This is a genomic window from Streptomyces sp. NPDC048257, assembly GCF_043201855.1.
GTDB lineage: Bacteria > Actinomycetota > Actinomycetes > Streptomycetales > Streptomycetaceae > Streptomyces.
The window spans coordinates 482,033-505,613 of record NZ_JBICZI010000003.1; the positions used below are offsets into that span (position 1 = coordinate 482,033).

Annotated in this window: 21 protein-coding genes and 1 pseudogene; 12 read left to right on the forward strand and 10 right to left on the reverse strand. The window is 72.5% G+C overall.

Annotation, left to right across the window (positions count from 1 at the left end; all coding sequences use genetic code 11):
* Window positions 1-104 precede the first annotated feature (104 nt).
* Together ACGFZK_RS09905 and ACGFZK_RS09910 are read left to right on the forward strand one after the other, a co-directional pair.
* Window positions 105-647: an FABP family protein gene (locus ACGFZK_RS09905; protein WP_393848345.1), complete on the forward strand. Its 543-nt coding sequence runs from the start codon at window positions 105-107 to the stop codon at window positions 645-647.
* A 156-nt stretch (window positions 648-803) separates the two neighbouring features.
* Window positions 804-1,691 carry a polysaccharide deacetylase family protein gene (locus tag ACGFZK_RS09910; RefSeq protein WP_393848346.1) on the forward strand — a complete coding sequence of 296 codons (888 nt, stop codon included), beginning with the start codon at window positions 804-806 and terminating at the stop codon, window positions 1,689-1,691.
* On the opposite strand, the gene ACGFZK_RS09915 is transcribed toward ACGFZK_RS09910, so the two are convergent.
* Window positions 1,636-2,976: a cation:proton antiporter gene (locus ACGFZK_RS09915; RefSeq protein WP_393848347.1), complete on the reverse strand. Its 1,341-nt coding sequence runs from the start codon at window positions 2,974-2,976 to the stop codon at window positions 1,636-1,638. The two genes, ACGFZK_RS09910 and ACGFZK_RS09915, sit on opposite strands and share 56 nt — an antisense overlap.
* A gap of 337 nt (window positions 2,977-3,313) precedes the next feature.
* Here ACGFZK_RS09915 and ACGFZK_RS09920 point away from each other — a divergent pair, with 337 nt between their 5' ends.
* The 4 genes from ACGFZK_RS09920 (at window position 3,314) to ACGFZK_RS09935 (ending at window position 8,716) form a co-directional block, all read left to right on the forward strand.
* Window positions 3,314-3,934 carry a DsbA family protein gene (locus tag ACGFZK_RS09920; protein ID WP_393848348.1) on the forward strand — a complete coding sequence of 207 codons (621 nt, stop codon included), beginning with the start codon at window positions 3,314-3,316 and terminating at the stop codon, window positions 3,932-3,934.
* A 596-nt stretch (window positions 3,935-4,530) separates the two neighbouring features.
* Window positions 4,531-5,427, forward strand: coding sequence for an RNA polymerase sigma-70 factor (locus ACGFZK_RS09925; RefSeq protein ID WP_393848349.1), 897 nt, complete (start codon window positions 4,531-4,533; stop codon window positions 5,425-5,427).
* 481 nt (window positions 5,428-5,908) lie between these two features.
* Window positions 5,909-7,972 carry an RICIN domain-containing protein gene (locus tag ACGFZK_RS09930; protein ID WP_393848350.1) on the forward strand — a complete coding sequence of 688 codons (2,064 nt, stop codon included), beginning with the start codon at window positions 5,909-5,911 and terminating at the stop codon, window positions 7,970-7,972.
* Window positions 7,973-8,089: 117 nt separating this feature from the next.
* Window positions 8,090-8,716, forward strand: a complete 627-nt coding sequence (locus ACGFZK_RS09935; protein ID WP_393848351.1) for a hypothetical protein — start codon at window positions 8,090-8,092, stop codon at window positions 8,714-8,716.
* Here ACGFZK_RS09935 and ACGFZK_RS09940 read toward each other — a convergent pair.
* Complete coding sequence (locus ACGFZK_RS09940; protein ID WP_393848352.1) at window positions 8,713-9,606, reverse strand: RimK family alpha-L-glutamate ligase; 894 nt, start codon at window positions 9,604-9,606, stop codon at window positions 8,713-8,715. The genes ACGFZK_RS09935 and ACGFZK_RS09940 overlap by 4 nt on opposite strands.
* Window positions 9,607-9,720: 114 nt before the next feature.
* On the opposite strand from ACGFZK_RS09940, the gene ACGFZK_RS09945 reads away from it, so the two are divergent.
* Window positions 9,721-10,755: an endonuclease/exonuclease/phosphatase family protein gene (locus ACGFZK_RS09945; RefSeq protein WP_393848353.1), complete on the forward strand. Its 1,035-nt coding sequence runs from the start codon at window positions 9,721-9,723 to the stop codon at window positions 10,753-10,755.
* Here ACGFZK_RS09945 and ACGFZK_RS09950 read toward each other — a convergent pair.
* The 6 genes from ACGFZK_RS09950 to ACGFZK_RS09975 form a co-directional block, all read right to left on the reverse strand.
* Complete coding sequence (locus ACGFZK_RS09950; RefSeq protein WP_393848354.1) at window positions 10,750-11,718, reverse strand: NAD(P)-dependent alcohol dehydrogenase; 969 nt, start codon at window positions 11,716-11,718, stop codon at window positions 10,750-10,752. The two genes, ACGFZK_RS09945 and ACGFZK_RS09950, sit on opposite strands and share 6 nt — an antisense overlap.
* The gene (locus ACGFZK_RS09955; RefSeq protein WP_393848498.1) at window positions 11,715-11,918 is read right to left on the reverse strand and encodes a helix-turn-helix transcriptional regulator; all 204 of its coding nucleotides are present in this window, start codon (window positions 11,916-11,918) and stop codon (window positions 11,715-11,717) included. Before ACGFZK_RS09955 ends, ACGFZK_RS09950 begins: the two co-directional genes overlap by 4 nt.
* Window positions 11,919-11,944: 26 nt before the next feature.
* Window positions 11,945-12,373 (reverse strand): hypothetical protein, encoded by a 429-nt coding sequence (locus ACGFZK_RS09960; protein WP_393848355.1) that lies wholly within the window; start codon window positions 12,371-12,373, stop codon window positions 11,945-11,947.
* A gap of 143 nt (window positions 12,374-12,516) precedes the next feature.
* Window positions 12,517-13,260 (reverse strand): SOS response-associated peptidase, encoded by a 744-nt coding sequence (locus ACGFZK_RS09965; RefSeq protein ID WP_393848356.1) that lies wholly within the window; start codon window positions 13,258-13,260, stop codon window positions 12,517-12,519.
* 37 nt (window positions 13,261-13,297) lie between these two features.
* A complete protein-coding gene (locus tag ACGFZK_RS09970) occupies window positions 13,298-15,304 on the reverse strand; it encodes a helix-turn-helix domain-containing protein (protein ID WP_393848357.1) in 2,007 nt (668 codons plus the stop codon).
* A gap of 91 nt (window positions 15,305-15,395) precedes the next feature.
* Window positions 15,396-16,790, reverse strand: coding sequence for an MFS transporter (locus ACGFZK_RS09975; protein ID WP_393848358.1), 1,395 nt, complete (start codon window positions 16,788-16,790; stop codon window positions 15,396-15,398).
* Between the two features lie 521 nt (window positions 16,791-17,311).
* Between ACGFZK_RS09975 and ACGFZK_RS09980 the strand changes: the two genes are divergently transcribed.
* From ACGFZK_RS09980 to ACGFZK_RS09990, 3 genes are all read left to right on the forward strand, one after another.
* Complete coding sequence (locus ACGFZK_RS09980; protein WP_393848359.1) at window positions 17,312-17,875, forward strand: ribosome-inactivating family protein; 564 nt, start codon at window positions 17,312-17,314, stop codon at window positions 17,873-17,875.
* Window positions 17,876-18,044: 169 nt separating this feature from the next.
* Window positions 18,045-18,257, forward strand: coding sequence for a hypothetical protein (locus ACGFZK_RS09985; RefSeq protein WP_393848360.1), 213 nt, complete (start codon window positions 18,045-18,047; stop codon window positions 18,255-18,257).
* Between the two features lie 263 nt (window positions 18,258-18,520).
* Window positions 18,521-20,911, forward strand: a complete 2,391-nt coding sequence (locus ACGFZK_RS09990; RefSeq protein ID WP_393848361.1) for a bifunctional serine/threonine-protein kinase/ABC transporter substrate-binding protein — start codon at window positions 18,521-18,523, stop codon at window positions 20,909-20,911.
* Between the two features lie 61 nt (window positions 20,912-20,972).
* Here the strand turns inward: ACGFZK_RS09990 and ACGFZK_RS09995 are convergent, their stop codons facing one another.
* Complete coding sequence (locus ACGFZK_RS09995) at window positions 20,973-21,779, reverse strand: hypothetical protein (RefSeq protein WP_393848362.1); 807 nt, start codon at window positions 21,777-21,779, stop codon at window positions 20,973-20,975.
* A 76-nt stretch (window positions 21,780-21,855) separates the two neighbouring features.
* On the opposite strand from ACGFZK_RS09995, the gene ACGFZK_RS10000 reads away from it, so the two are divergent.
* Entirely contained in the window at window positions 21,856-22,767 is a 912-nt protein-coding gene (locus ACGFZK_RS10000) for a LysR family transcriptional regulator (RefSeq protein ID WP_393848363.1), read from the forward strand.
* A gap of 122 nt (window positions 22,768-22,889) precedes the next feature.
* Window positions 22,890-23,006 (forward strand): annotated as a pseudogene (locus ACGFZK_RS10005) (hypothetical protein); the annotation flags it as partial.
* Between the two features lie 118 nt (window positions 23,007-23,124).
* On the opposite strand, the gene ACGFZK_RS10010 reads toward ACGFZK_RS10005, so the two are convergent.
* Window positions 23,125-23,421 carry a hypothetical protein gene (locus ACGFZK_RS10010; RefSeq protein WP_393848364.1) on the reverse strand — a complete coding sequence of 99 codons (297 nt, stop codon included), beginning with the start codon at window positions 23,419-23,421 and terminating at the stop codon, window positions 23,125-23,127.
* Window positions 23,422-23,581: the final 160 nt, after the last annotated feature.

Genomic DNA, 23,581 nt, shown 5'->3' on the forward strand with positions numbered 1-23,581 from the left:
GCGAGGCGCACTGCCCGCCCCGCCCCCTTCGCCGGGGGCGGGGCGGGCTCGCCCGGCCGTTAAGCTGCGGCCGTCGGGGGGCCACGCAGACAGGCAAGGTGAACATGTTCGAGTCGGTGCAGGAAAATCCCTACCCTGACAGCCACGTCCTCGGCGAGGGCCCCGATCCGCACCCTCTGCTGCGGCCCGTTCTGCCGCTGCTCGGACGCTGGCACGGCCGGGGGCAGGGCGAGTACCCGACGCTCGAGAAGGACTTCCGCTACGAGCAGGAGATCACCTTCAGCCACGACGGCCGCCCCTTCCTCCGCTACGAGGCACGCGCGTGGCTGATCGACCCGTCCGGGACCCCGGTACGGCCGGCCGGGCGTGAGGCCGGGTGGTGGCGGGTGACTCCCGACGCCGCTCTGGAGGTCGTGCTCGCCCATCCCACCGGCATCGTCGAGACGTACGTCGGGCGGGTGTCCGGTACGGAGATCGAGATCGAGACCAAGGACGTGGCGCTGACTCCGCTGGCCAAGGAGGTCACCGGCACGCGGCGCCGCTACACGGTCGGGAACGGCGAGATGACGGTCGTTCACGACATGGCCGCGGTGGGACAGCCCCTGCAGCACCACCTCACGACGCACCTGCGGCAGCGCCCGTCCTGAGGTCCGCGCTTGCGGGAGATGGGGATCACCCGGGTGCCGCGGCACGGGCTGCGGGGGCTGTGGCTCGTGCCGTCGCATAGTCGGTGGCAGGCGTGCAGCAGGCATGTGGCAGGCCCGGGCCGAAGACAGTGACCGTGGGGAGTGACCGTGGTGGATGTGGGACGACGCTCCGCTCTGGCGGCCCTGGCCGGCGTGCTGTCCGCCGGGTTCACGGGGCTGGCGCCCTGTTCCGGCGCTGCCGCCGCGCCGCGGCGTACCGCCCGGCCCGCCCACGCCGACCGGCCCGCCCACGCCGACCGGCCCGCCCACGCCGACCGCCCCACCGGTCCCCGTCCGCCGGCCTCGCTGCTCGGCGATGAGATCCGCCGGCTGCCCACGTCCCGCAAGGCCCTGGCCCTGACCTTCAACGCCGCCTGGGACGATGCCGGGGTGGCCACGGTGCTGGCCGAACTGCGGCGGCGCAAGCTGCCCGCCACCTTCTTCCTGACCGGTGAGTTCGCCGAAGCCGAGCCGGCGGCGGTGCGCGCCATGGCGGACGCGGGGCACGGCCTCGGCAACCACTCGTACAGCCACCCCTACTTCGACGACCTGAGTACGGCGGAGCGGGCGGACGAGGTACGCGACGCTCACGCGGCCATCCGGACGGCCTCCGGGACCGAGCCGCTGCCGTTCTTCCGGTTCCCGTACAGCTCCACCACCCCGGAGTCCATCGCCGATGTCAACGACCTCGGCTACGCGGCGATCGAGTTCAGCGCGGACACCAATGGCTACCTCGGCCCGGAGGGCGGCATGAGCGTGGACCGGGCCGTCCGGCGGGCCGTCGATGCCTTCGCCCCCGGGGCGATCATCCAGATGCACGTCGGCAGCCGCGCGGGCGGTGTCGTCCTCGACGCCGAAGCCCTCCCGCTGATCGTCGACGCCGCCCGGGCCGACGGCTACGAGGTCATCGACCTGCGCCAGTTCCTCGAAGCGGCGCCCGTACGGGGGTTCAGGGGGCCGACTTCTGCCGCAGTCGATACCGCCGCCGCGGCGGGGGCCCGCTGACGGTCGCCGTCCGGATGCGGTCCGCGGCCCTCGAGAGCCGGAAGCCCGCGATCTGGCAGGTCACCAGGGAGACGAGGACGAGGACCACGAAGAACCGCTCGTTGATGAGCTCCGCCTGACGGGTCACCCCGGCGAGGACGATGCCGATCGTGCCCCGGGCGTTGAGGGCGAAGGCGAGCGACGAGGAGAAGAGCTGGTCTTCGCCGGCCAGGCGCGCCGCGGCCCAGATGCTGACCGTCTTGATGCCGCAGGCGAGCGTCAGGAACCACAGGAAGAACAGCGGGTCGAAGGCGCGCACCAGGTCCAGGCGCATCCCGACCAGGACGAAGAAGACGGGGATGAAGAAGGCCGTCGAGAACTGCCGGATGGCCGACCAGACGGCCGGCCCGTCCTCGGTGGCCGCCTGATCGCCGTGGGCGGCGCAGATTCCTGCCATCAGCGCACCGAACACCGCGTTGACGCCGAGGCCCAGGCACAGCAGCACCATCACGCACAGGAAGATCAGCCGGAAGGCCACCGGGCTCTGCCGGGCGACGATGTTGGCGCGATGAGCGGCGAGGCGGGAGAAGAGGTGGGCTCCCCAGGTCAGGCTCGCCCCGAAGAACAGGAGGCTGACGCCGGTGAAGTAGGCGGCTGTCGGAAGGACCGCGGTGGTGCCGATCGCGGCCCACAGCCCGGCCGAGTGGCTGGTGCCGGAGCCGGCGAGGCCGAGGACCACGGCCAGGACGACGTAGAGGATGACGTCCTCGATCACGGCGACCATCAGGACGATCCTGCCGAAGGCGGTGTCCATGATCTTCAGGTCCATCATGATCCGGGAGATGACCGGAATGGCCGCGACCGCCATCGCGAGTCCCACGACGAGGGCCGTGGTCGCCGTGGAGCCGGCCGGTCCCGCGAACACGCCCGGGACCAGCGCCGCAAGGGCCGCGCCGACCGCGAAGGGCGCCACCAGTCCGGCCGTCGCGACGATCGCCCCGGTACGCCGCTCCCGGCCGCCTGCCCGGATCCGCAGCTCCGCACCGGCCAGGAACATCAGCAGCAGCTGGCCCAGTTGGTAGAGCGCGTCCAGGGCGACGGTCACCGACCCGGAGGCGGGGAACAGGGCGGCCCGGCCTCGGGGGCGACCAGGCCGAGGAGGGAGGGGCCCCAGCAGGGTGCCGCCGACGACCTCGCCGATGACCGGCGGTTGGCGCAGGGCTCCGAAGAGGAAGCCGCAGCCGTGTGCCGCGGCGCAGATCACGGCGAGCGCCGCCAGCAGCCGGATCGTGTCGGTCGCGGTCATCCTCGTTCCTTTCGCGGGAGGTGCGTGCGGGTTCGGGCGGCGCGCCGGAGAGACGGGCCGGAGAGGCCGGTGGCGCGTGCCGCCCTCCCTGACACGTCGGCGCGAGGGAGCGCCGTTCAGCCCGCGGCTCAACGACGGTTCGTTTCCGGCCGGTTCGACCGGGGATCCGGCGGGCGGGACATACCGGTGCGCGTCGGGTCCCGGGACCGCGTACTGTCTCCCTGTTGATCACGGGAAGAGGACGTTCATGCAGGTCAGATCCAGACGCGGCCTTCTGGTCGCGGCTGCCGCCATCACCGCGTCGGCGTCCGTCGGTGCCTGCCGCAGCAGGAACGGGGTGAGCGACGATCCGCTCGACGTGTCGGCGAGTGCGGATCTGCCGCCGGCCCGGGAATCCATGGCCGCCGACGGCACCACCATCGTGCTCGGCGACCCGGCCGCTCCGCTCGCCGTCCGGCTGTACGAGGACATGAGCTGCCCGGCCTGCGCCGAGTTCGAGACGGAGGGCACCGCCCCGTACCTGAAGCGGGCGGCCCGCAACGGCTCGCTGCAACTGCAGTTCACCCTGGGATCCTTCCTCGGCCCGGGATCGAAGTTCGCGGCGAACGCCCTGCGCGCGGCCGTGGACCAGCGCAAGTTCGCCGAGTACCACGAGCTGCTGTACAGCCGGCAGGCCGCGGTGCGGAAGTCCGGGGGCTTCACGAGGGACCGGTTGCTCGGACTGGCCGTCATGATTCCGGGCCTGCGCGGCCCGGAGTTCGACGCGGCCGTGCTGGACACGAAGTACCGGGACTTCGTCGAAGCCGCCGACGAGGTGCTCACCACGTCGTCCGTCAAGGGAACCCCCACCATGGCGATCAACGGAACCCTGATCCCTACGGGCAGCCGGGCGCTCTACACCGATCGCAACAGCCTCTACCGCCGCCTCAAGAAGGCGTCGGCCAAGGCCGGGAAGTAGGGGGACAGGCCGAGCCGCGCCCGCCCCCGCATCCACGGCGCGGCGCGCCCTCTCCGGACCCGACCGGGCCCGCCTGCGCGCGGTCGTCGACGCCTTCCTCGCCGCCTCGCGCGGCGCACGGTTCACCGAGGCCGCGCACGCGGCGCTGGTCAACGCAACGCCCCCGCCCTGCGCAGTGATGCGCCTCACACCCTGTCACAGCTCGTGGGCACGCGGTGTCTTGAGGACGAACCGTGAGAGCGAAGGAGTGGCACCATGACTCGGAACACTGATGTGGTCGTCATCGGTGGCGGATACGCCGGCGTCCTGGCGGCCAACCGTTTCAGCGGCGTCGTCAAGCACCTGGCCGACGAGGCGCGCAAGCCCGGCTCGTACGGCCCGCACCGCGCATCTCGGGCGGGGACCAGCGCGGGCAGCTGCTGCGGGCGGCGCGCGGCCAGACGCCGGCCACTGCTGATCAGACGGCCTGACCGTCCCCGCGACGGGGCGGCGGGACACGTGCCCACTCCCGATCAAGACCGACCGGGCGGACCGGGCCGAACGGCCCCAAGCGATGGAGGACTTGCTGTGGATTCGCACAGAGCAGGGACCGGCACATGAGCGACCAGGCCACGAACACGGCGACCGAGACCTTCGTCGCCTACCGCAACCTGCTCTTCACCGTCGCCTACGAGATGCTCGGCTCGGCGGCCGACGCGGAGGACGTCCTCCAGGAGACCTGGCTGCGCTGGGTGAAGGTCGACGCGGAGCGGGTGCGCGACCAGCGCGCGTACCTGGTCCGGATCACGACCCGGCAGGCGCTCAACCGGCTGCGCACGATGAGCCGCCGCAAGGAGGCGTACGTCGGCCCCTGGCTGCCCGAGCCGCTGCTCACCGCGCCGGACGTGGCGGAGGACGCCGAGCTCGCCGAGAGCGTGTCGATGGCGATGATGCTCGTCCTCGAGACGCTGTCGCCGACGGAGCGCGCCGTGTTCGTGCTGCGCGAGGTCTTCGACGTCGGCTACGAGGAGATCGCGGCCGCCGTCGACAAGAGCCCGGCGGCGGTTCGCCAGATCGCGCACCGCGCCCGGCAACACGTCGACGCCCGCCGGCCCCGCGAGGTGGTCTCGGCGAGCCAGACCAGGGCGGTCCTGGAGTCGTTCCGGCGCGCCCTCGAAACCGGGGACCTTCAGGGCCTGCTGGACGTACTCGCTCCCGAGGCCGTCCTCCTGAGCGACGGCGGCGGCATCAAGCAGGCGGCACCGCGGCCGATCGTCAGCGGCGGCAAGGTGGCCCGCTTCATCCTCGGCAGCAAGGGCAAGAACGGCGGCGCGCTCTCCAGCGCCCTCACGGTGGTCAACGGCAGCCCGGCGCTCGCCCTGCACCTGGACGGCGAGTTCGACGGCGTCATGGCGGTCCGCCTCGAGAACGCCCTCATCACGGGCATCTACTACGTCCGCAACCCGCACAAGCTGAGCCGTGTCGCCTTCGAAACCTCACTGACCCTGCGCTGAATCCCGGGGCGTGCAGGACGTCGCAGTGCGGCCACGGCCCGTCGGCGGGCCACAGCAGCGGCCCGCCGACCGCAGGACCCGCACCCGGCCGCCGGGTTCGGCAGGCGTCCCTCGGGGCGTACTCCTTTACCCGGCACAGGCTTCGGCTACACGCCAACACCCCTGTGGGCCACCGGACCTCACGGGTCGTGACCGAGGGAATTCGGCAGGTAGTAATTAGGTGAATTCCTGACTGAATTCCCGTCAACAAGCCTCCACTTCATATCTCGATTTGATAACAACCCGCCCCTAAAGGACTGGACCATTGAGGTGCGACGCGCGTAACTCGCCCTTGCCTATTGCAAGTTGAGTGTTCGTCAAATCAGGCCGACAGGTAACGGAATGATTTCTCGAAGCACGCACCCGTTTGTCCGAATTTTCCTCCGCATTCGTCTGGCAGGCTTCCGCGCACCCAGTCATCCGACAACGATTTGAGGTGCCCATGACAGGACGTCGCAGACGTGTTGCCGCCGCCGACCACCGCCGCAAACCCCGGCGGTTGATACTCGTCACCGCCGCCACCGCGGCGGCGGGACTCATAGCCGCAGGCATCGCCTACTCCGGAATCGGCGACGGCGCCCAGGCGGCGGCGCCCGTGCAGGCCGCCGCCGAGGCACCTGCCGCCGCACCCGCACGCGATCAGGAGCCGGAGCCCATCGCGGCCGCGCCCTCCAACGAGACCGCGCGCGGCATGATCTACGACGGTCTCGAGGCCGCGCCCAAGGGCGACCGGTGCGTGGGTGTCTACCGCACCGACACCGGCCTGTGCACCCACGGCCCCGACGCCCCGCCCAAGGGCGTCGACATCACGAAGGACATCGAGCCCGCCGTCAAGGAAACGGCCCCGGCGGCCGATCCGAGCCGCCCCGCGGCCGATGACCCGGCCAGCAAGGAAGGCGGCGGGCGTCCTCAGGACGCGCCCGCGGCCGACGCCTCGACGGCCAAGGCCTCCGCCCCCGCACCGGCGGCCGCGGCCGCGGCCGACAACCAGAACGTCGCCGCCGGCCCCGCGGGCCAGACGGTGCAGTGCGACGGCGACGGCAGCACCGGAAACCGCGTGCAGGTCGTCTACGTCCACGCCCCCGGCAAGGACCGCTTCTCCGAGTACGTCGCCTCGTTCCGCAAGTGGGCGGCCGACGCCGACCTCATCTATTCGGCGAGCGCCAAGGAGACCGGCGGGGTACGTCACATCCGCTATGTGACGGCCGGCGACTGCACCCCCACCGTGCTCAACATCGAGCTCCCGGCCTCGGCTCTGGCCGAGTTCAGCGCGACCAACAACGCGCTCGCCGGCAAGGGCCTCGACCGTCGCGACCGCAAGTACATGATCTTCGCCGACACCCAGATCTACTGCGGCATCGGCACCTTCGCGGGCGACGAGCGGCCCGGCCAGGCCAACCAGAGCAACTTCGGCCCCTCCTACGGGCGTACGGACTCCGGCTGCTGGGGCGGCCACACCGCCGCGCACGAACTCGGCCACAACCTGGGCGCGGTCAACAACAGCGCCCCGAACACCAGCCGCGGCGCGCACTGCACCGACGAGTACGACGTCATGTGCTACTCGGACACCCCGTACTACCCGCAGATGCGCAACATCTGCACCAACCAGGCGTCCGAGAACATCCTGGACTGCAACCACGACGACTACTTCCACACCAGTCCCAAGGCCGGCAGCTACCTGGCCACGCACTGGAACATCGCCGACAACCAGTTCCTGATGAAGACCAAGGGCGGTGGCGGCACGGACCCGGGTCCGAACCCGAACCCGACGCCCACCAAGAAGCCCACGCCGACGCCGACCAAGACGCCCACCGGCGGACCGGCCGCGACGGCGGGACAGATCCAGTCCACCTCCGTCGTCGTGAGCTGGCCGAAGGTCGACGGCGCCACCTGGTACGCGGTGCAACTGAACGGCAAGCACCTGACGTGGGTCCAGTCCCAGGTGCTCCGCATCTACAACCTCCAGCCCAACACCGCGTACAAGGTCACCGTCTCGGTCCGCGACGGCTCCGGCCGTGACAGCGGACCCGGCAAGGCCGCGTCCTTCCGTACGACGGGAGCCGGCGGCGGCGCGACCACCCCGGGCGCCCGCTACGTGCTCGGCAACGGCAGCACCGGCATGGCCGCCGAGGTGTGGGGCGGCCGCACCGCCGACGGCACGGTCCTCGTCGGTGGCCGCACCAACGGCTACGCCCAGCAGCAGTGGTACTTCGACGACGCGGGCAACGGCCAGGTGCGCATCCGCTCCGCCGCCTCCGGCAAGTGCCTCCAGCCGGGCGGCACCCCCGCCGCGGGCATGTGGGTCGCCCAGCAGCCCTGCGGCAACGGCAACGCCGCGCAGGCCTGGAAGCTGACCTCGCGCGGTGGCACGGTGGCCGTGACGGACCCGAGCGGCGGCTTCGCCCTCACCGTCAGCAACCGTCCCTACTACGGGAACTGGCTGCTCGACCTCCAGCGTGCGGACGGCCGCGCGGCGCAGGCCTGGACCCTCCAGAAGTCCGGCTGATCACCGCCACGGCGCAGCAGCACCCTGACGCCCTGACGGCGTGAACCCACCCCGGCGGACGGCCGCCCCGAGCGGCCGTCCGCCGGTACCCCTCATCTCGACCGGAGCACCCCGACGATGCGCATACGAATCGTTTTCTCGGCCGCCCTGGCCGCACTCGGCCTCATGTTCCTGCTCCCCGCCGCGGCCCACGCCCACGGCGACACCGTGAAGGTGGTGGTCACCGGGCAGCGGGAGGGCCATGTCACCGCCGACGTCACCTGGGAGAACGACGGGGACGCCGTCGACGAGGCAGTCGCCGCCACCGTGAACGCGGTCAGTGGTGACGGCTCCCGCACCATGGGGCCCTGGCGCCTGGTGCGCGACCCCGCCGCAGCGCCGGCCGGCTGGACCACGGCCGAAGCCCTGCCGCCGGGTTCGTGGAAGGTCAGCGTCGACGTGGGCTTCCCGGCCCTGGGACACGGCGAACTCGAGGTGGGCGTACCCGTGGTGGACCCGGCGCCGGGCACCGCGACAGCCGTCGCACCGGCTCCCGTCACTCCGTCCGCCGCGGCCTCGTCGCAGGCCTCCCCCGCGTCGGCCCCGGCCGCGTCCTTGGCGCAGACACCGGAAGCGGCCGCCGGCACCGAAGGGTACGCGCTCTGGTGGACGACGGCGGGCGTGGCGGTGACCGCCGTCGCCGGTGCGGCCGTGGGCCTCGTCCTGCGCCGCCGCCGGCGCGTACGGCTGCAGCGGCTCGGCTAAGCCGTCGCCCGGCCGGTCGCCAGGGCGGCCGTGACCGCCCCGGCGAGGCGCTCCAGCCCCTGCGGGTTGAGGCTGAGGAACAGATTCGGCTCGATGAGTTCCAGCTCCATGAGCACCGGTTCCCGGGCCTCGTCCAAGGCCAGGTCCACCCGGGCGAACAGCAGGTCGCCCGGGGTGGGAACCGCCGCGAGCGCCGCCCGCGCCGTACGGAGCTCCGCCTCGGAAGGCCGGTAGGGGGCGGCCCCGGGGTGCGGCACCCGGAAGTTGTCGATCAGCCCCGCCTCCGTCAGCACGGGCTGCTTGCGGATCGCGTGGCTGAAGGCGCCGCCGAAGAAGACCAGGGCCCGCTCCCCCTCCGCCACGAGCGGCAGGTACGGCTGGACCATCGCGGTGCGGCCCTGGTCCGTCAGCATCCGCGCGTGGCGTTCGGCGTCCGCCCGGCGGCCGGGCTCGTAGCGCGCGGTGTCCCGTGCGCCCGAGGAGACGGCCGGCTTGACCACCACCCCGTGCGGGCCGTCGAAGTCCTCCGCGGCGTAGCCCCCGCCCGGTTCCACGAACCGGGTCGGTACGACGGGGACCCCGCGCCCGGCGAGCTCCAGCAGATAGCGCTTGTCGCTGTTCCAGCGCACGAGCGGCGCCGGGTTCCACAGCCGGGTGACCCGGGCCGTCGCGTCGGCCCATGCCAGGAACTCCTGCAGCCGGTCCGCGTAGTCCCAGGTGGACCGGATGACCGCCAGGTCGAACCCGTCCCATCCCGGCCGGTCCGCGTCCCAGGCCACCGCCTCCGCCGACAGGCCCGCGGCGCGCAGCGCCGCCAGGACCAGTGGGAGATCCGCGTCCTCGTCGGCGCCGTTCCTGCTCGTCACGACCGCGATTCGTTCCGCACCCATACGGGCCTCCCGTCCTCACGCCTCGGACCGCCCTGCGCGGCCGCAGCCCCGGTCGGTCACTCTTCCACACACGCTCCGGCGGGAACCCGACCGCCGGATCACGCGTCGTAGGGGATGCGACGAGGCGGACAGACGGGTGGGGCTCCGGTGGTGGGCGTGGAGAGGAGCGGTGCGCGGCGCATCGCCCGGTGGTCCTGGGGCACCGACGCGCGGGGCCGTACGTCCTGGACGCGCGGGCGCGTCCTCGCGGCGCTCGCCCTCCTGACCGCCGTCCTGCTCGTGTTCCACTCCGCCGTCCCCAATGCCGTGGGGCGCCTGGGCAGTCTGCTGGAAGCGTTCCTGCCCTGGCTGGGCCTCGCGGTCCCGGTCCTGCTCGTATCGGCTCTGGTACGCCGCTCGGTCACCGCGCTGGTGGCCGTGCTGCTGCCCGCGGCCGCCTGGGCGGGCCTCTTCGGAGGCCTGCTCCTCCCCGCGGACGGCGGCGCACACGAGATCACGGCCGTCCAGCACAACGTGAGCGACGAGAACCCCGACCCCGCGGGCACCGCGCGCGCCCTGGCCCGGTCCGCCCCGGATCTCATCGCCCTGGAGGAGCTGACGCCTGCCGCGCTGCCGGCCTACGAGACGGCGCTGGCGCCCGAGTACCCGTACCACGCGGTCGAGGGCACGGTCGGGCTCTGGTCGAAGCACCCTCTGACGGACGCCCGCCGGCTGGACATCAGACCGGCGGGCATCGGGGAGGGCTGGAGCCGTGGCCTGCGGTGCGGAGTGCGTGTGCCCGGGGGTGAGATCGCGGTGTACGTGGCGCACCTGCCCTCGGTCCGCATCCGGCCGAGCGGTTTCGGCTCCGGCCCGCGGGACGAGAGCGCGCGCCTGCTGGGCGCGGCCGTAGCCGCGGAGGGGCTGGAGCGGGTGATCCTGCTGGGTGACCTCAACAGCACGGTGGACGACCGGGGACTCGCCCCGCTCACCTCCCGCTTGAGCGCGCCACGGCGGGGGCTCGCCTTCAGCTGGCCCACTGCCTTCCCGGTCACCCGGATCGACCAGATCCTGACCCGCTCGGCCACCGCTTCCGAGCTCTGGACCCTGCCCGCCACCGGTAGCGATCACCTGCCGGTCGCCGCCCGTATCAGGTTCGGCGCCTCATAGCCGGATGGCGATCTTGCCCCGTACGCGGCCCTCGCGCAGGTAGTGGATGGCGTCGGGCACCTCGGCCAGTGGGTAGGTCCGGTCGACGGCGGGCGTCACCGAGCCGGCCTCGATGAGCTCCGTGAGGGCTTCGAGGTCGCGGTGGCGCACCAGGGTGCCGTGCGCGCGGAGCCGGTGGCCGACGAAGGGCGACAGCAGCATCGCGCCGAGCTGGCGCTGATTGCCGCCGATCCAGTTGCCGCCGCCTTCCCCGCCCACGATGGCGAGGGTTCCGCGGGCGGTGAGGGCTCGGCGCAGCCGGGCGAGGGGGCGGTTGCCCGCGATGTCCAGGATGACGTCGTAGCGGCGGCTGCCGTCGACGGGGTCCTCCTGGGTGTAGTCGAGGACCTCGTCTGCGCCGAGGGCGCGGACCAGGTCGGTCTTGGCGGTGCTGCACACTCCGGTGACATGGGCGCCGTAGGCCTTGGCCACCTGTACGGCGAAGCTGCCCACGCCGCCCGAGGCGCCGAGGACCAGGACGCTCTGACCGGCCCGGACCTGTCCGCTGTCCCGTACGGCGCCCAGTGCGGTGCACCCGGAGACGGGCACGGCCGCGGCCTGTTCGAAGCTGAGGCTGCGCGGCTTGGGCGCGAGCGTGCCCTCCTTGGCGCGGGCGTACTCGGCGAACGACCCGTGGCAGTTGCCGTACACCTCGTCGCCCGGCCGGAAGCGTGTGACGTCCTGACCGACGGCTTCCACCACCCCCGCGACGTCCATACCGCGGACGCGCGTCCTGGGTGTACGCAGGCCGGACACGGCGCGGACCGCGTAGGGCATGCCCGCCATGAGGTGCCAGACGCCCTGGTCGATGCCGGCCGCGTGCACCCGTACGAGGACCTCGCCCCGGCCGGGCGCCGGCCGCTCCACTTCTTCGAGACGCAGGACCTCGGGCGGTCCGTACGTGTCCTGGACGATGGCCTTCATGATGGGTCTCCCTCGGTGGGGGTGTACTGGAACACGCTGTCGAGCGGTACCTGGAACACGCCGGCGATCTCGAACGCCTTCTCCAGCGAGGGCGAGTAGCGCCCCTGCTCGATGGCGATGACGGTCTGCCGGGTCACGCCGATCCGGCGGGCGAGCTCGGCCTGGGTCATCTCGCCGTTGGCGAAGCGCAGGGCCCGGATCGTGTTGGTGACCCGGGTGGGGGGCCTCACCACGGGTGGAAGCCCAGCCGGTAGGAGACGATCTTCGCCGTGGAGGCGAGCAGCGCCGACAGGACGAACCCCAGGTAGATCGCGTTGGCGATCCAGAACTGGTCCGCTTCGGCCATCGCCAGGAGCAGCCCGCTCACGGCGCCGATCACGACGAACGACTGTCCGATGTGGTCACCGAACCGGTGGATCTCCCGGTCGCGCTGGTCCCTGATCCTGCCCTCCTCGGGAGTGCGCAGCGACACGGCGATGTGGAGGGCGATCGAGGCGGCGATCGCCGCACCGACCGTCCACAGCAGCGCGGCCGCGTACGGCTGCTGAGCCAGCGGCCCGCTCCCGGACCGTCCGAGGACGACGGCCAGGTACGCCGCGTACGACACGACCGTGACCACGATCATGATCCACGCGCGTTTCTCCTCGACAGCCAATGCGACTCCCCATGTAAAGAAAACCAGACATCGGCAGTGTCAAGGAATCAGGACATGGTGTCAATACTTCTTTACTTCACCGGGCAGCGGTCACCGGTGAGCGGTGCGGGGTGATCACGGCCGGTCCCGTCTCCGGGTGCGGCTCAGCGCCCCGGGGCGGAGGGCTCGTCGAGGAGCTCGGGACCGTTGTTGCGCACGTTGTTGACCGCGGTCGACACGGCGCGGACGTCCAGGCGGCCGCCCGCGGGAGCGGCGAGCAGCCCGCGCAGCTCCTCCGGATCCTGGTGGGCCGGGTCGAGCCAGGCCTCGTAGTCCGCGGGGGCGAGGGCCAGCGGCATCCGGGGGTGGACGCGGCCGGCCGCGTCGGTGGCCTCGGTGGTGATGACGGTGCAGGTCGCCCACCACGCCGCCGGATCGTCGTCGGCGGCGACGGCGGGGTCTCGCCAGAACTCGTAGAGCCCGGCCATCGCCATCACCTCGCCGTCCTCGGGGCGGATGAAGTACGGCTGCTTGTAGGCCTTCACCGAGCCGGAGGCGGGGACGGGCTGCCACTCGTAGAACCCGTCGGCGGGCAGCAGGCACCGGCGCTTGGCGAACGCGCGCCGGTACGCCGGCTTCTCGTGCACCGTCTCCACCCGCGCGTTGATCATCTTCGCGCCGCCGGACAGGCTCTTCGACCACGAGGGCACGAGGCCCCACCGCAGGGGGCGCAGTTGCCGCTCCAGCACCCCGCTCTCCCGGTCGGCGCGCTCCAGCACCGCCCACACCGCATCGGTGGGAGCGACGTTCCAGCTCGGCTCCAGCAGGTGCCCCGGGTCCGGGAGCCTGGCCTCGAAGAGGCCGGACAGGTCCTCGGGACTGCGGGTGGAAGCGTAACGGCCGCACATGCCGTCCACCCTGCCATCCGAAGCGGGTTCCCGCCGGTTACGCCGCGAAGTCCCCCGGGCCGGGATGGTCGTGGCGGTTCACCCGGTGGATGCGCAGTGCGAGTTGGAGCTCCAGCGCCCGCTCGGGGCGCTGCCAGTCATGGCCGAGCAGGCTGCCTATGCGGTCCAGGCGCTGCACCACGGTGTTGACGTGTACGTGGAGGGCCTCCGCGGCGCGGGACCGGCTCGTGCCCGTGTCGAAGTAGGTCCGGAGGGTGTGGGTGAGGTCGGTGCCGCGCTTCGCGTCGTACGCGAGCACCGGGCCGAGGGTCTGGCGTACGTATCCGCCCAGGTCCGTCTGGTCGCCGAGCAGCACGCCGAGGAAGCCCAGGTCGTGGAGGGCGGCGCCGGTGCCCTCGCGGCCCAGGGCACACAGTGCGGTCCGGCAGCGGCGGGCCTCGGCGTAGGCGTCGGCGAACTCCGCGGGACCGGTGACCGGGCCGGCGGCTCCGACGGTGACGGGAACGGCGAGGGCCTGGCGCAGCTCGGCGGCGAGGCCGGCGGCATCGGCGCCGGGGGCGTCGGCGGCATCGGTGTCGGCGGCATCGATGTCGTCGGCTTCGCTGCCGGGGGCTTCGGCGGGGCAGACCAGGACGACATCCTCGTGGTGCAGCCCGGCCAGGCCCCTGCGGGCCTGGGCGATACGGGCGGCGGCGGCCAGCAGGCGGGCCCGGGGCGCGGCCCCGGTGTGCAGGACGAACACCGCGTGCGGCCGGCCCAGGTTCACTCCGAGCCGGCGGGCCCTCGCCGACAGCCCGGCCGGGTCGGCGGCCCGGGTGAGGAGGTCTCCCAGCAGCTCGCCGCGTACCCGGTCCTCGGTCGCGGCGACCGACCGGCGCAGGAGCAGCAGCAGGGCGGTGACGAGGCTGGCGCGCTCGAAGAGGCGGCGGTCGGCGTCGTCGAGGTCGGCGCGGCCGGTCAGGGCGATGCTGCCGAGCAGTTCGTGCCCGGCCAGGACCGCGCACACCCAGGTGCCGCGGACGGAGACGGCGCGTCCGCCGGAGCGGGAGGCGGCGACGGCCCGCGCGGACGGGGGCCCGGAATCGGTGCCCGCCCTGGCCAGTTCGGCCCCCTCGGCGTCGTGGATGAGGGTGCCGCCCTGCAGGACGGTACCGATGGCGGTGGCCACGTCGGTGACGTCGCCGCCGCGCAGGACGAGATCGGTCAGCCGGTCGTGGGCTTCCTCGGCCCGGCGCATGGCCTCGCTGTGCGCCTCGATGGTCCGCGAGGCCTCGTTGAGGTCGACCAGGGCGGTGCGCGTCTCGTCCAGCAGGCGGGCGCCGTCGATGGCGATGGCGGCGTGGTCGGCCAGGGAGGACAGCAGGGCGACCTCGTCGGGCGTGAAGGTGCGGGCGGTGCGGTCCGCCGCGTAGAGGACACCGATCACCCGGGTGCCCAGCCGCAGCGGTACGCCGAGGATGGCCCGCAGGCCCTCCTCGGTGACGGCGCTGTCGATGGTCGTGGTGTGCCTGAAGCGCTGGTCGTCGCGGTAGTCGCCGGTGGAGTACGGGCGGGCGGTCTCCGCGACCAGTCCGCCCAGCCCCTCCCCCATGCCGAGGCGCACCTGCTGGAACGCGGCGGAGACCGAGCCGTCCGTCACCCGCATGTACGTGTCGCCCGCCTCCTCGTCGTTGAGGGACAGGTACGTCACGTCCGTGCCCAGCAGCAGCTTGGCCCGGTGGACGATCGCCTTCAGCACGGCGTCCGGCTCGCGGAGCCGGGCGAGGTCGCCGGCGGTGTCGAAGAGGGCGGAGAGTTCGGCCTCGCGGCGGCGGTGCTGACTGAGGGTGCGGCGGATGCGGAGCGCGACGCGGGTCGCGTCGGCGATCACCGTCGCGTCGGCGGCGGAGAGCTCGCCGTCGGGGGGCGCGGTGAACTGCTCGGCGGGGGCGCCCTGATCCAGCAGGTCGAGGAGGTTCCGCAGCTGCCACAGCACGCCGCTGCCGGTGCTGGTGCCGGTGCTGGTACCGCTGCCGACCGTCCCGCTGTCTTCGGTGGTGGGCATCGGGCGCTCTCCGTGGTGCTGGACGCGGACGGGTGGGCGGCACCGGTCGCCCCGGTGATCCGGTATCCCGGTACCGCCCGCGACCGGCAGGTCAGTTGTCGGCCGCCACCGGGTCGTCGTGCCCGGCCCGGCGCGCGGCGGGAACGGCGTCGCGTTCCGGGGTGTGTTCCCGGGCCAGGCTACGCCCGCGGGTCTCCTTGGCCACCAGGACGGTCAGCGTGGTGACCGCCGCGGCGGCGGCGAGGTAGACCGAGATGGGCAGGGACGAGTCGTAGTCGCGCAGCAGGGCCACGGCGATGATCGGGGCGAGCGCGCCGCCGATGAGGGAGGCCAGCTGGGACCCCATCGAGGCGCCGGAGTAACGGACCTTGGTGTCGAACATCTCGGAGATGAAGGCCGCCTGCGGTCCGTACATCGCGCCGTGCAGGAGCAGCCCGACGGTCACGGCCGCGGCGATCACCGGGAAGGACTTGGAGTCCAGCAGCGCGAAGAACGCGAACGCCCAGCCGATCATGCCAACGGAGCCGATGAGGGTGACGGTGCGGCGGCCGACGCGGTCGGACAGCGCACCCCACGCGGGGATGGCCACGAAGTGGACGGCGGAACCGATCAGTACGGCGTTCAGGCCGTCGCTCTTGGGCAGCCCGAGGTGGCTGGTGACGTAGACGAGGAGGAAGGCGGTGATGACGTAGTACGAGATGTTCTCGCCGAGGCGGGTGCCGATCGCGGTCAGGACGCCGCGCCAGTTCGTACGGAACACCTCGGCGACCGGCGGCTTCGCCCGGACACCGGCGGCGGCCTGTGCCGCGGCCCGCGCCTGGGCCGCCAGGAAGACCGGGGACTCCGAGACCGACACCCGGATCCACAGGCCGATCATCACCAGCACGCCGGAGAGCAGGAACGGGATCCGCCAGCCCCAGGCGAGGAAGGCCTCGTCGGACTGGACGGCGGCCAGGACCGCGAGCACCCCGGTGGCCAGCAGGTTCCCGCCGGGCGCGCCGGCCTGGGGCCAGGAGGCCCAGAAGCCGCGGCTCTTGTCGTCCCCGTGCTCGGACACGAGCAGCACCGCCCCGCCCCACTCCCCGCCGAGCGCGAACCCCTGGATCAGGCGCAGGAGGGTGAGGAGGATCGGGGCCCCTACGCCGATGCTCGCGTGGGTGGGGAGCAGGCCCATGGCGAAGGTGGCCCCGCCCATGAGCAGCAGGCTGAGGACGAGGAGCCGCTTGCGGCCGATCTTGTCCCCGTAGTGGCCGAAGACCAGCCCGCCGAGCGGGCGGGCGGCGAAGCCGATGGCGTAGGTGAGGAAGGCGAGGAGGGTGCCGACCAGGGGCTCGCTGCCGGGGAAGAACAGCTCGTTGAAGACCAGGGCGGCGGCCGAGCCGTAGAGGAAGAAGTCGTACCACTCGATGGTGGTGCCGATCAGACTGGCGGCGACGACGCGCTTGATGCTGCCGGGGGTTGGAGGAGCGGTTGCAGCGGCGGCCATGAGTACCACTTCCGACGGGGGCGGGGACGATTCCGTGTCGCCACACCATAGAAACGCCCAGGTCAGCCGCACATGTAGCGCGTCACCACAGTTGGGCCCCGAAGTATGTGCGCCCCGCCCACCACGGCACCCGGCGGGCAAGGTCATGCATCACCGGGCCGCCGAACAGGGTGCATTGAAAGCGCGCACTTCTGGCACCGCTCGACGGCGCGGCACCGACTCCCTTGCCGACTAAACCGAGTGGAACTCCGGCATTCAGAGCGGATCGGCCCCCGGCCGTCTCGCTGCGGTCCCGCTGCCTGATTTCTTAGCATCAGAGGCCAACAATTCTCTTGGCCTCCACCCGGGCGACTACAAAGGAGCGCATCGGACCGAACCCGGCACCGACAGGGGTGATAAACCCCTCGTCGGAATATGGCGAAGGTGGTGATTTGCATGCGTGAGTGCAGCAGGATCCAAGCGATTGCGGTCAGATCGCTCACGGGAAGTCCGAGTTCTGGACCTCTCCTCTGATGCCGGCCATGCTGATGCCGATGCTGTTTTCCCCGGCACTCGCCTCGGCCGACGAGTATCGATCCCTGACGTCGACCATCCGGTCGAAAGCGGAAGATGCACAGGGATTCTTCGGCGGAGCCGGGCGCAAGGTGGGCGAGATGCCCTACCTCCCCCTCCACGTCCAACTGCGCGGTCTGTTCATCGAGCTCTACATCGAGCTCCGCCCACGCAATACGAGCCTCCGGATCGCCGGGTTCCGGAACGTCTTCGAGAACGGCCAGGCCCCGCCGGAAGCGTACGTCCGCCACGTGCGGGACGCGGTCGCCCCGTCGGGCCTCCGCCGAACGCAAGCCCTGCCGTTCGGCGGAGCCCGCGCCGACCTGGAGACGGCCGCAGCCGTCCGGCGTTCGGGGATCCTGCTCGGGCGGCGGCCCTTGGGCGACGCGGTCATCCGGCTGCACCAGAACCGCGATCCGCGGAGCACCGCTCACGGAATGCTCGTGCTCTCGGAAATGCTCTGCGAGGCCGCCCGATACCCCGCCCTGGCCGATGCGATGGCACGCATCTGGATGACCGGAGGGCGGCTTTAGTGCGCAGCGGTCGTCTGAAACTCCCCCGCACCACCAATCCGGCAAGGGCGATCTCGATGTCGCCGGGTGCGCGGTGAGCGTTGCACCGAGTTCGGCGCCTCGGGCCTTGACTCACGCCCCGCGCCGCCAGCAGACTCGGCACGCTTACTGATCTTCGCAAGGGGGAGCGATGAACGGCATGATCGTTTTCTATGCATGTCTGGGACTGCCTGTCGCCGCACTGGTCGCGTTCCTCCTCTGGAGTGACAGAGCCACACGGACCAAGAACCTCGACGGGCTGCAGACGGAGGACCGGGCCCGGCAGGAGGCCCGCTTCGACAAGCTGTCCCCGGCGCGCAGGGTGTACGCCCCGCCCGGCGAACTCAACCGCCGCCGCCGCTGACCTCGACCGTCGGCCCGGTCGGCGCCTTCGCTCAACTCGTCGAGACGCGCAAGCCGCAGACCACCGGCACCTGCGCACACGGGGACGAGCAGCCGTGGGGCTGCGCACGGGTCTCCGTACTGCGGGGCTGGAACCAGTCGTCCGTGCCGAGGCGGACCAGGGGGCCGGCCGTCATCGGGCGCGAAGGCACGGCCTCTCCCCATGGGTGTGATCAAGCCATTCTTTCGTCACCTGATCGGCTCAGCAGGACCTAGAGTGTGCGCGTGACCGAGCAGAATCCCGAACTCATCGCCGGCCGGTACCAGCTGGTCGAACGTATCGGCCAGGGCGGTATGGGCCGGGTTTGGCGCGGCCTCGACCAGCACCTCTTCGGACGCGAGGTGGCCGTCAAGGAGATCCTTTTCCCGCCGGGCATGGATGACGGCGACCGCGCCGCGCTGCTTCAGCGCTTCATCGGCGAGGCGCGCGCAGCGGTCACACTCAGCCACCCCGGGATCATCACCATCCATGACGTCGTGGAGCACGACGGCGTCCCCGTCATCGTGATGGAGCTGATCCGCGGGCAGTCCCTTGCCGCCACCATCCGCAGCCAGGGCCGGCTGCCCGTCCGGCGGGTGGCCGAGATCGGCGCCGCCGTGCTCGATGCGCTGGCCGAGGCACACAGGGCGCGGATCGTCCACCGTGACATCAAGCCGGACAACGTGCTCCTCACCAAGGACCGCGTCGTCCTCACCGACTTCGGCATCGCCCACCTCGCGGACGCGACGACCAAGCTGAGCCACAGCGGGATGGTCATCGGCACGCCGCAGTACATGCCGCCGGAGCAGCTGGAGGGTAAGCGCCCGACCCCGGCCAACGACCTGTGGGCGCTCGGCGCAACTCTGTACCACGCCGTCGAGGGGCACCCACCGTTCGACGCGGAGGGGCTCCACGCCCTCGCCGTGGCCGTCTTCACGCGCCCGTACCGGCCGGCGGTCCACGCCGGCCCGCTGGCACCCGTGCTGGACGCCCTCCTCACCAAGGACCCGGCGCAGCGCGTGGACGCCACAGCAGCGGCCGAGATGCTGGCAGCGGTGCTGCGGTCCTCGACGCCCGGGCCCGACGCGTCCGCCGGGCAGGGGCACGCATCCGAGCCCGGTTCCCCACCCACCCCCGACCCGAGGACGACCCCCGCACCGGCACCGGACGCGGCGACGACCGCTTCCGCTCCGACGGTGCCCGAGCAGGCACCGTCGACAACGCCGTCACCGCAGACCCCGACGGCCCTGGACTCCGGATTCGCCTCGGGCGCCCCGCGGCGACCCGTGCCGGACCGGCCGGCCCGCCCGCCCGTGCCGCAGCCCCCGGCCGAGGACGCGGCCGAGGACGCGTCCGGGCGGGCGTCCACCCGGCGCCGGCCCCTCACCCGGCGCGCCGTGGTCCTGGGCGCGGTGCTGGCCACCCTCACCACGAGCTCCGTCCTGACCTGGACCCTCACCCGTGACGATGACGCGCCCCGCGGTGGCGGGGCGGCCGGCAGTGGCTCGGGGGGATCCTCCGTCACGGTGGTGATCGGGGTGGACGCACCGCTCAGCGGCGCACTGTCCTCGATGGGCGTCGGTGTCAAGAACGCCGCCGACCTGGCGGTCAGGACCGCCAACGAAACCCGGCACGTCCCCGGCGTGAACTTCGAGATCAAGGCCCTGGACGACGGCGCCGACCCCGCCAAGGGGGAACCCAACGCCGTCCGGTTCGTGTCCGACGAGAAGGTGCTGGGCGTCGTCGGTCCCCTCAACTCCGGTGTCGCCAAGACTCTGGTGGCACCGCTCGCGCAGGCGAACCTGGCCGTCGTGTCCCCGGGCAACACCGACCCCGTGCTGACGCTGGGCCCCGACTGGGCCGCAGGTACCAAGTCCCGTCCCTACACCACCTACTTCCGCACCGTCGCCACGGACGTCGACCAGGGGCCGTTCGCCGCCCGGTACCTGCACGGCGAGGCGAAGAAGACCAAGCTCTACGTGGTGGACGACGCGAGCGCCCACGGCACCGCCCTCACCTCTGGTTTCACGGCCGAGTTCACGAAGCTCGGCGGGACCGTCGTCGGTACCGAGCAGGTCGATCCCGCGGAACGCGCCTTCGCGGGCCTCGCCGCGAGGGTGCGGTCCTCGGGAGCCGACGCCGTCTACTTCGGGGGCTACTACGACACCGCGGCACCGCTCTCCCAGCAGCTCAAGCAGGCGGGGGTGAACGTCCCCCTGATGGGCGGCGACGGCATCTTCGACCAGCAGTACCTCACCGCGAACGCGAAGGCCGAGGGCGACCTCGCCACCAACATCGGCGTGGCCGCCGAGGAATCGGCGGCGGGGCAGGACTTCCTCTCCCGTTACCAGAAGGCGGGGTACCCCGAGGCGGCCGGCTGGTACGGCCCCTATGCGTACGACGCGACCTGGACCCTCATCGAGGCGGTGAAGGCCGTCGTGGCGGCCAGCAACGGCACCCTCCCCGGCGACGCCCGGGCGAAGCTGCCCCGGGCGGTGGCGGGACTGACCTTCGACGGCGTCACGGGTCGCGTCGCCTTCGACGCGGCCGGAGACACGGTCAACCGGCGGCTGACGGTGTACGCGGTGAACGGCGGCAGTTGGGCGACCGTGGCGAGCGAACCAGCCGCGCGCTGACGCCCGCCGGGTCGAAGCGGCCCGGAGCCCCTGCTCCGGTCCGCCGTGCCGCCGGCGGCGGCTAGCGGCGGCGGCGGGCGTGCTCCACGGCGGCCGCGGCGAGTCCGGCGATCAGCGGATGGGCGCGGGTTCCGTCCCCGTCGAGTTCGGGCTGGAAGAGGGTGGCCAGGAAGAAGGGGTGGGTGGCCAGTTCGGCGATGCGGATGTCGCCGGACTCGTCGGCGCCCGTGAAGGTCAGGCCGTGGGCCCGCAGGAGGTCCAGGTGGTGCGGATTGGGGCCGTAGCTGCAGTGGTAGCGCGCCTCTGTACGGTCGGCGCCGAGCAGGCGGGCGGCGCGCGATCCGGGGGTGACCCGGACCGTGCCCTCGTGGCCGACCAGTGAGCAGGCCAGCGGGACGACCACGGCGTCCGCCTCGGCGGTGGCCGGGTCGTTCTCGGCGTGTACGGCGCGGTCCAGGCCGCAGACGTTGCGGGCGAACTCCAGCAGGGCGTGCTGGAAGCCGCCGCATGTGCCCAGGAAGGGGATGCCGCCCTCGCGCGCGGTCCGGATCGCCGACAGGACTCCGCCCTCGCTGCGGTACGGACTGCCGGGCAGCACCCAGACGGCATCGAAGCCGTCCATGCCCTGGCCTGCGTCCTCGGTGGGGATCCAGTAGGCGTCCAGTTCCAGCCCCTCGCGCAGCCAGAGTGCCTGCAGCAGCCCGGGGATCCGGGCGTGGGCGCGGACGGCCTCGGAGCGGTCGCCGACGAGGGCGATGCGGGCGGTGCGTGCGGTGTGGGCGGTGGAGGCGGTGGACTGCGGAGGCTCGTTCGAAGTCCGGTGCGTCGAAGTCCGGTGCATCGGGGTGCGGTGCGGGGCGCTGTTCATGGGAACCATCCTGCGGACCGCAGGACATCAGGTCCAACGATGATTGCCGGTCCGCGCATTAGCGATACTGATGCACATGGATCCGCATCTCCTCCGCACGTTCGTCGCGGTCCTCGACCACCGCTCCTTCTCCACCGCCGCCTCGGCCCTCGGCTACACCCAGTCCGCCGTCTCCCAGCACATCGCCGCGCTCGAAGCGGATCTGGGCGCCCGGCTGGTCGAGCGCCGTCCCGTGGCGGCCACACCGGCCGGCGCCCGGCTGATGGAACACGCTCCCGCGCTGCTGCTCCGGCTGGACGCCGCCCGCGCCGACATCGCCCGTCTGCACCGTGCCCCCTCCGACCGGCTGACCCTCGCCTGCTCCCCCGCAGCGCTCGGCCCGTCCGTGGCCCAGGCCCTCGCCCGGCTGCGGACCCGGGCCCGCGTGGACGTCGAAGTACGGGTGGTGGGCCGGAAAGCGGTGATCGAAGAGGTACTCACGGCACGCGCCGACCTCGGCCTCGTCGACGGCGTGGCCGCACCCAGCGACCCGCTTCCGCTGCCGGACCTCGGCCCGACCGTCACCCTCGCCGCATTCGAGTGGCCCTTGGCCGTGGTCTTCCCGGACGGCCACCCGCTGGCGGGGTGGGACTCGGTGCGGCTGACCGACCTGGCGCAGGCCCAGTGGATCGACTCCCCGGACACGGCCGTCCCCCTCGACCGGCTGCGCGCCGTCTGCGGCGCAGACGGATTCCGCCCCCGGTTCCGCCACCTCGGCACCGACGTCCACGGCTTGGCCGCACTCGCCGCGGCAGATCACGGCCTCGCCGCGCTGCCCCTGCCGCTGGCCGCCGCCCTTCCCGGCGTGACGGCGGTCCCGGTCCGGGCCCCCCGCCTGGTCCACCGCACCGAACTGCTCCACCCGGCCGACCCCTCCGCCCCGGCCCGCCGCCTGGCGGACCTCCTCACGGACCGCGGCGGGAGCCGTAGCCACGAGGACCCGCGCTGAGCCCAGTTCCACCTGCACACCCGGGGCGGCGCGGTCGTCTGTGTCCGCCGGCCGTCCGGCCCAACGTCGTCCGCCCCTCGGACCCCGGCAGCGTCGCCGCGGTCACGGAGACCGGCTCCCTGGTGGTCGCCCCGGGCAGCGGCAGCCGACTACCCGCCCGCTCCGGCGGAACCGGCCGGGCCGTCTGGAGCGTCGGCGCGCACAAGGTCGTGCCCGACCTGGCCACCGCGAGGCGCCGCCTCCAGGCACACACCCTGCCGCTGCAGGCGAACGCGCCCGGAAGGCCTACGGCGTGCCGAGCGCGGTCAGCCGGCTGCTCGTGCTGCCCGCCGAGCCTCACTGCCCTCCCACCGCTCGTCACTCGTCCTGGACATCGCAGTCGGTGTAGACGGTCGGCCTCGTCATCAGTGCCGACAGCTGCGCGGCCAGTTCGCTGGTTTCGGGCGCGCTGCTGTTGGCCATGGCCGCCTCGTGCGACTCGAACTCGACGACGGCGAGATAGCGGCTGCGATTCGCCCGGTCCCGGAGCAGGGTGCGGGCGGTCGGGGCACCGGTGCGGCCCTGCGAGCGGGCCTGCTCCTCGTAGGTGCGCAGCAGGTCGCGCACCTCGTCGATACGCTCCGTCTCGAAGTCGATGATCTGGGCGAACTTCATTGTTCGGTTCCTCCTGGCGTACGGCGGTCCCCGCGGACGCGGTTCTTCCCTCCCCCCAGCAAACACCGCGGAGGGGCTCCGGCCCCGGCTCACACGCCCGGGCCGCCGCCGCAACCTCCAACCGTGGCGCACCTCGGCGTCAGCACGGATCAGCCGTCGG

What these genes read in the sequence shown, in the direction of transcription:
- ACGFZK_RS10000 (WP_393848363.1), top strand. Translation starts at nt 21,856, where the DNA reads ATGGATCCGCATCTCCTCCGCACGTTCGTCGCGGTCCTCGACCACCGC.
- ACGFZK_RS09950 (WP_393848354.1), bottom strand. Translation starts at nt 11,718, where the DNA reads ATGAAGGCCATCGTCCAGGACACGTACGGACCGCCCGAGGTCCTGCGT.
- ACGFZK_RS09995 (WP_393848362.1), bottom strand. Translation starts at nt 21,779, where the DNA reads ATGAACAGCGCCCCGCACCGCACCCCGATGCACCGGACTTCGACGCAC.
- ACGFZK_RS09905 (WP_393848345.1), top strand. Translation starts at nt 105, where the DNA reads ATGTTCGAGTCGGTGCAGGAAAATCCCTACCCTGACAGCCACGTCCTC.
- ACGFZK_RS09975 (WP_393848358.1), bottom strand. Translation starts at nt 16,790, where the DNA reads ATGGCCGCCGCTGCAACCGCTCCTCCAACCCCCGGCAGCATCAAGCGC.
- ACGFZK_RS10010 (WP_393848364.1), bottom strand. Translation starts at nt 23,421, where the DNA reads ATGAAGTTCGCCCAGATCATCGACTTCGAGACGGAGCGTATCGACGAG.
- ACGFZK_RS09925 (WP_393848349.1), top strand. Translation starts at nt 4,531, where the DNA reads ATGAGCGACCAGGCCACGAACACGGCGACCGAGACCTTCGTCGCCTAC.
- ACGFZK_RS09945 (WP_393848353.1), top strand. Translation starts at nt 9,721, where the DNA reads ATGCGACGAGGCGGACAGACGGGTGGGGCTCCGGTGGTGGGCGTGGAG.
- ACGFZK_RS09930 (WP_393848350.1), top strand. Translation starts at nt 5,909, where the DNA reads ATGACAGGACGTCGCAGACGTGTTGCCGCCGCCGACCACCGCCGCAAA.
- ACGFZK_RS09965 (WP_393848356.1), bottom strand. Translation starts at nt 13,260, where the DNA reads ATGTGCGGCCGTTACGCTTCCACCCGCAGTCCCGAGGACCTGTCCGGC.
- ACGFZK_RS09985 (WP_393848360.1), top strand. Translation starts at nt 18,045, where the DNA reads ATGAACGGCATGATCGTTTTCTATGCATGTCTGGGACTGCCTGTCGCC.
- ACGFZK_RS09980 (WP_393848359.1), top strand. Translation starts at nt 17,312, where the DNA reads ATGCTGATGCCGATGCTGTTTTCCCCGGCACTCGCCTCGGCCGACGAG.
- ACGFZK_RS09940 (WP_393848352.1), bottom strand. Translation starts at nt 9,606, where the DNA reads ATGGGTGCGGAACGAATCGCGGTCGTGACGAGCAGGAACGGCGCCGAC.
- ACGFZK_RS09970 (WP_393848357.1), bottom strand. Translation starts at nt 15,304, where the DNA reads ATGCCCACCACCGAAGACAGCGGGACGGTCGGCAGCGGTACCAGCACC.
- ACGFZK_RS09915 (WP_393848347.1), bottom strand. Translation starts at nt 2,976, where the DNA reads ATGACCGCGACCGACACGATCCGGCTGCTGGCGGCGCTCGCCGTGATC.
- ACGFZK_RS09935 (WP_393848351.1), top strand. Translation starts at nt 8,090, where the DNA reads ATGCGCATACGAATCGTTTTCTCGGCCGCCCTGGCCGCACTCGGCCTC.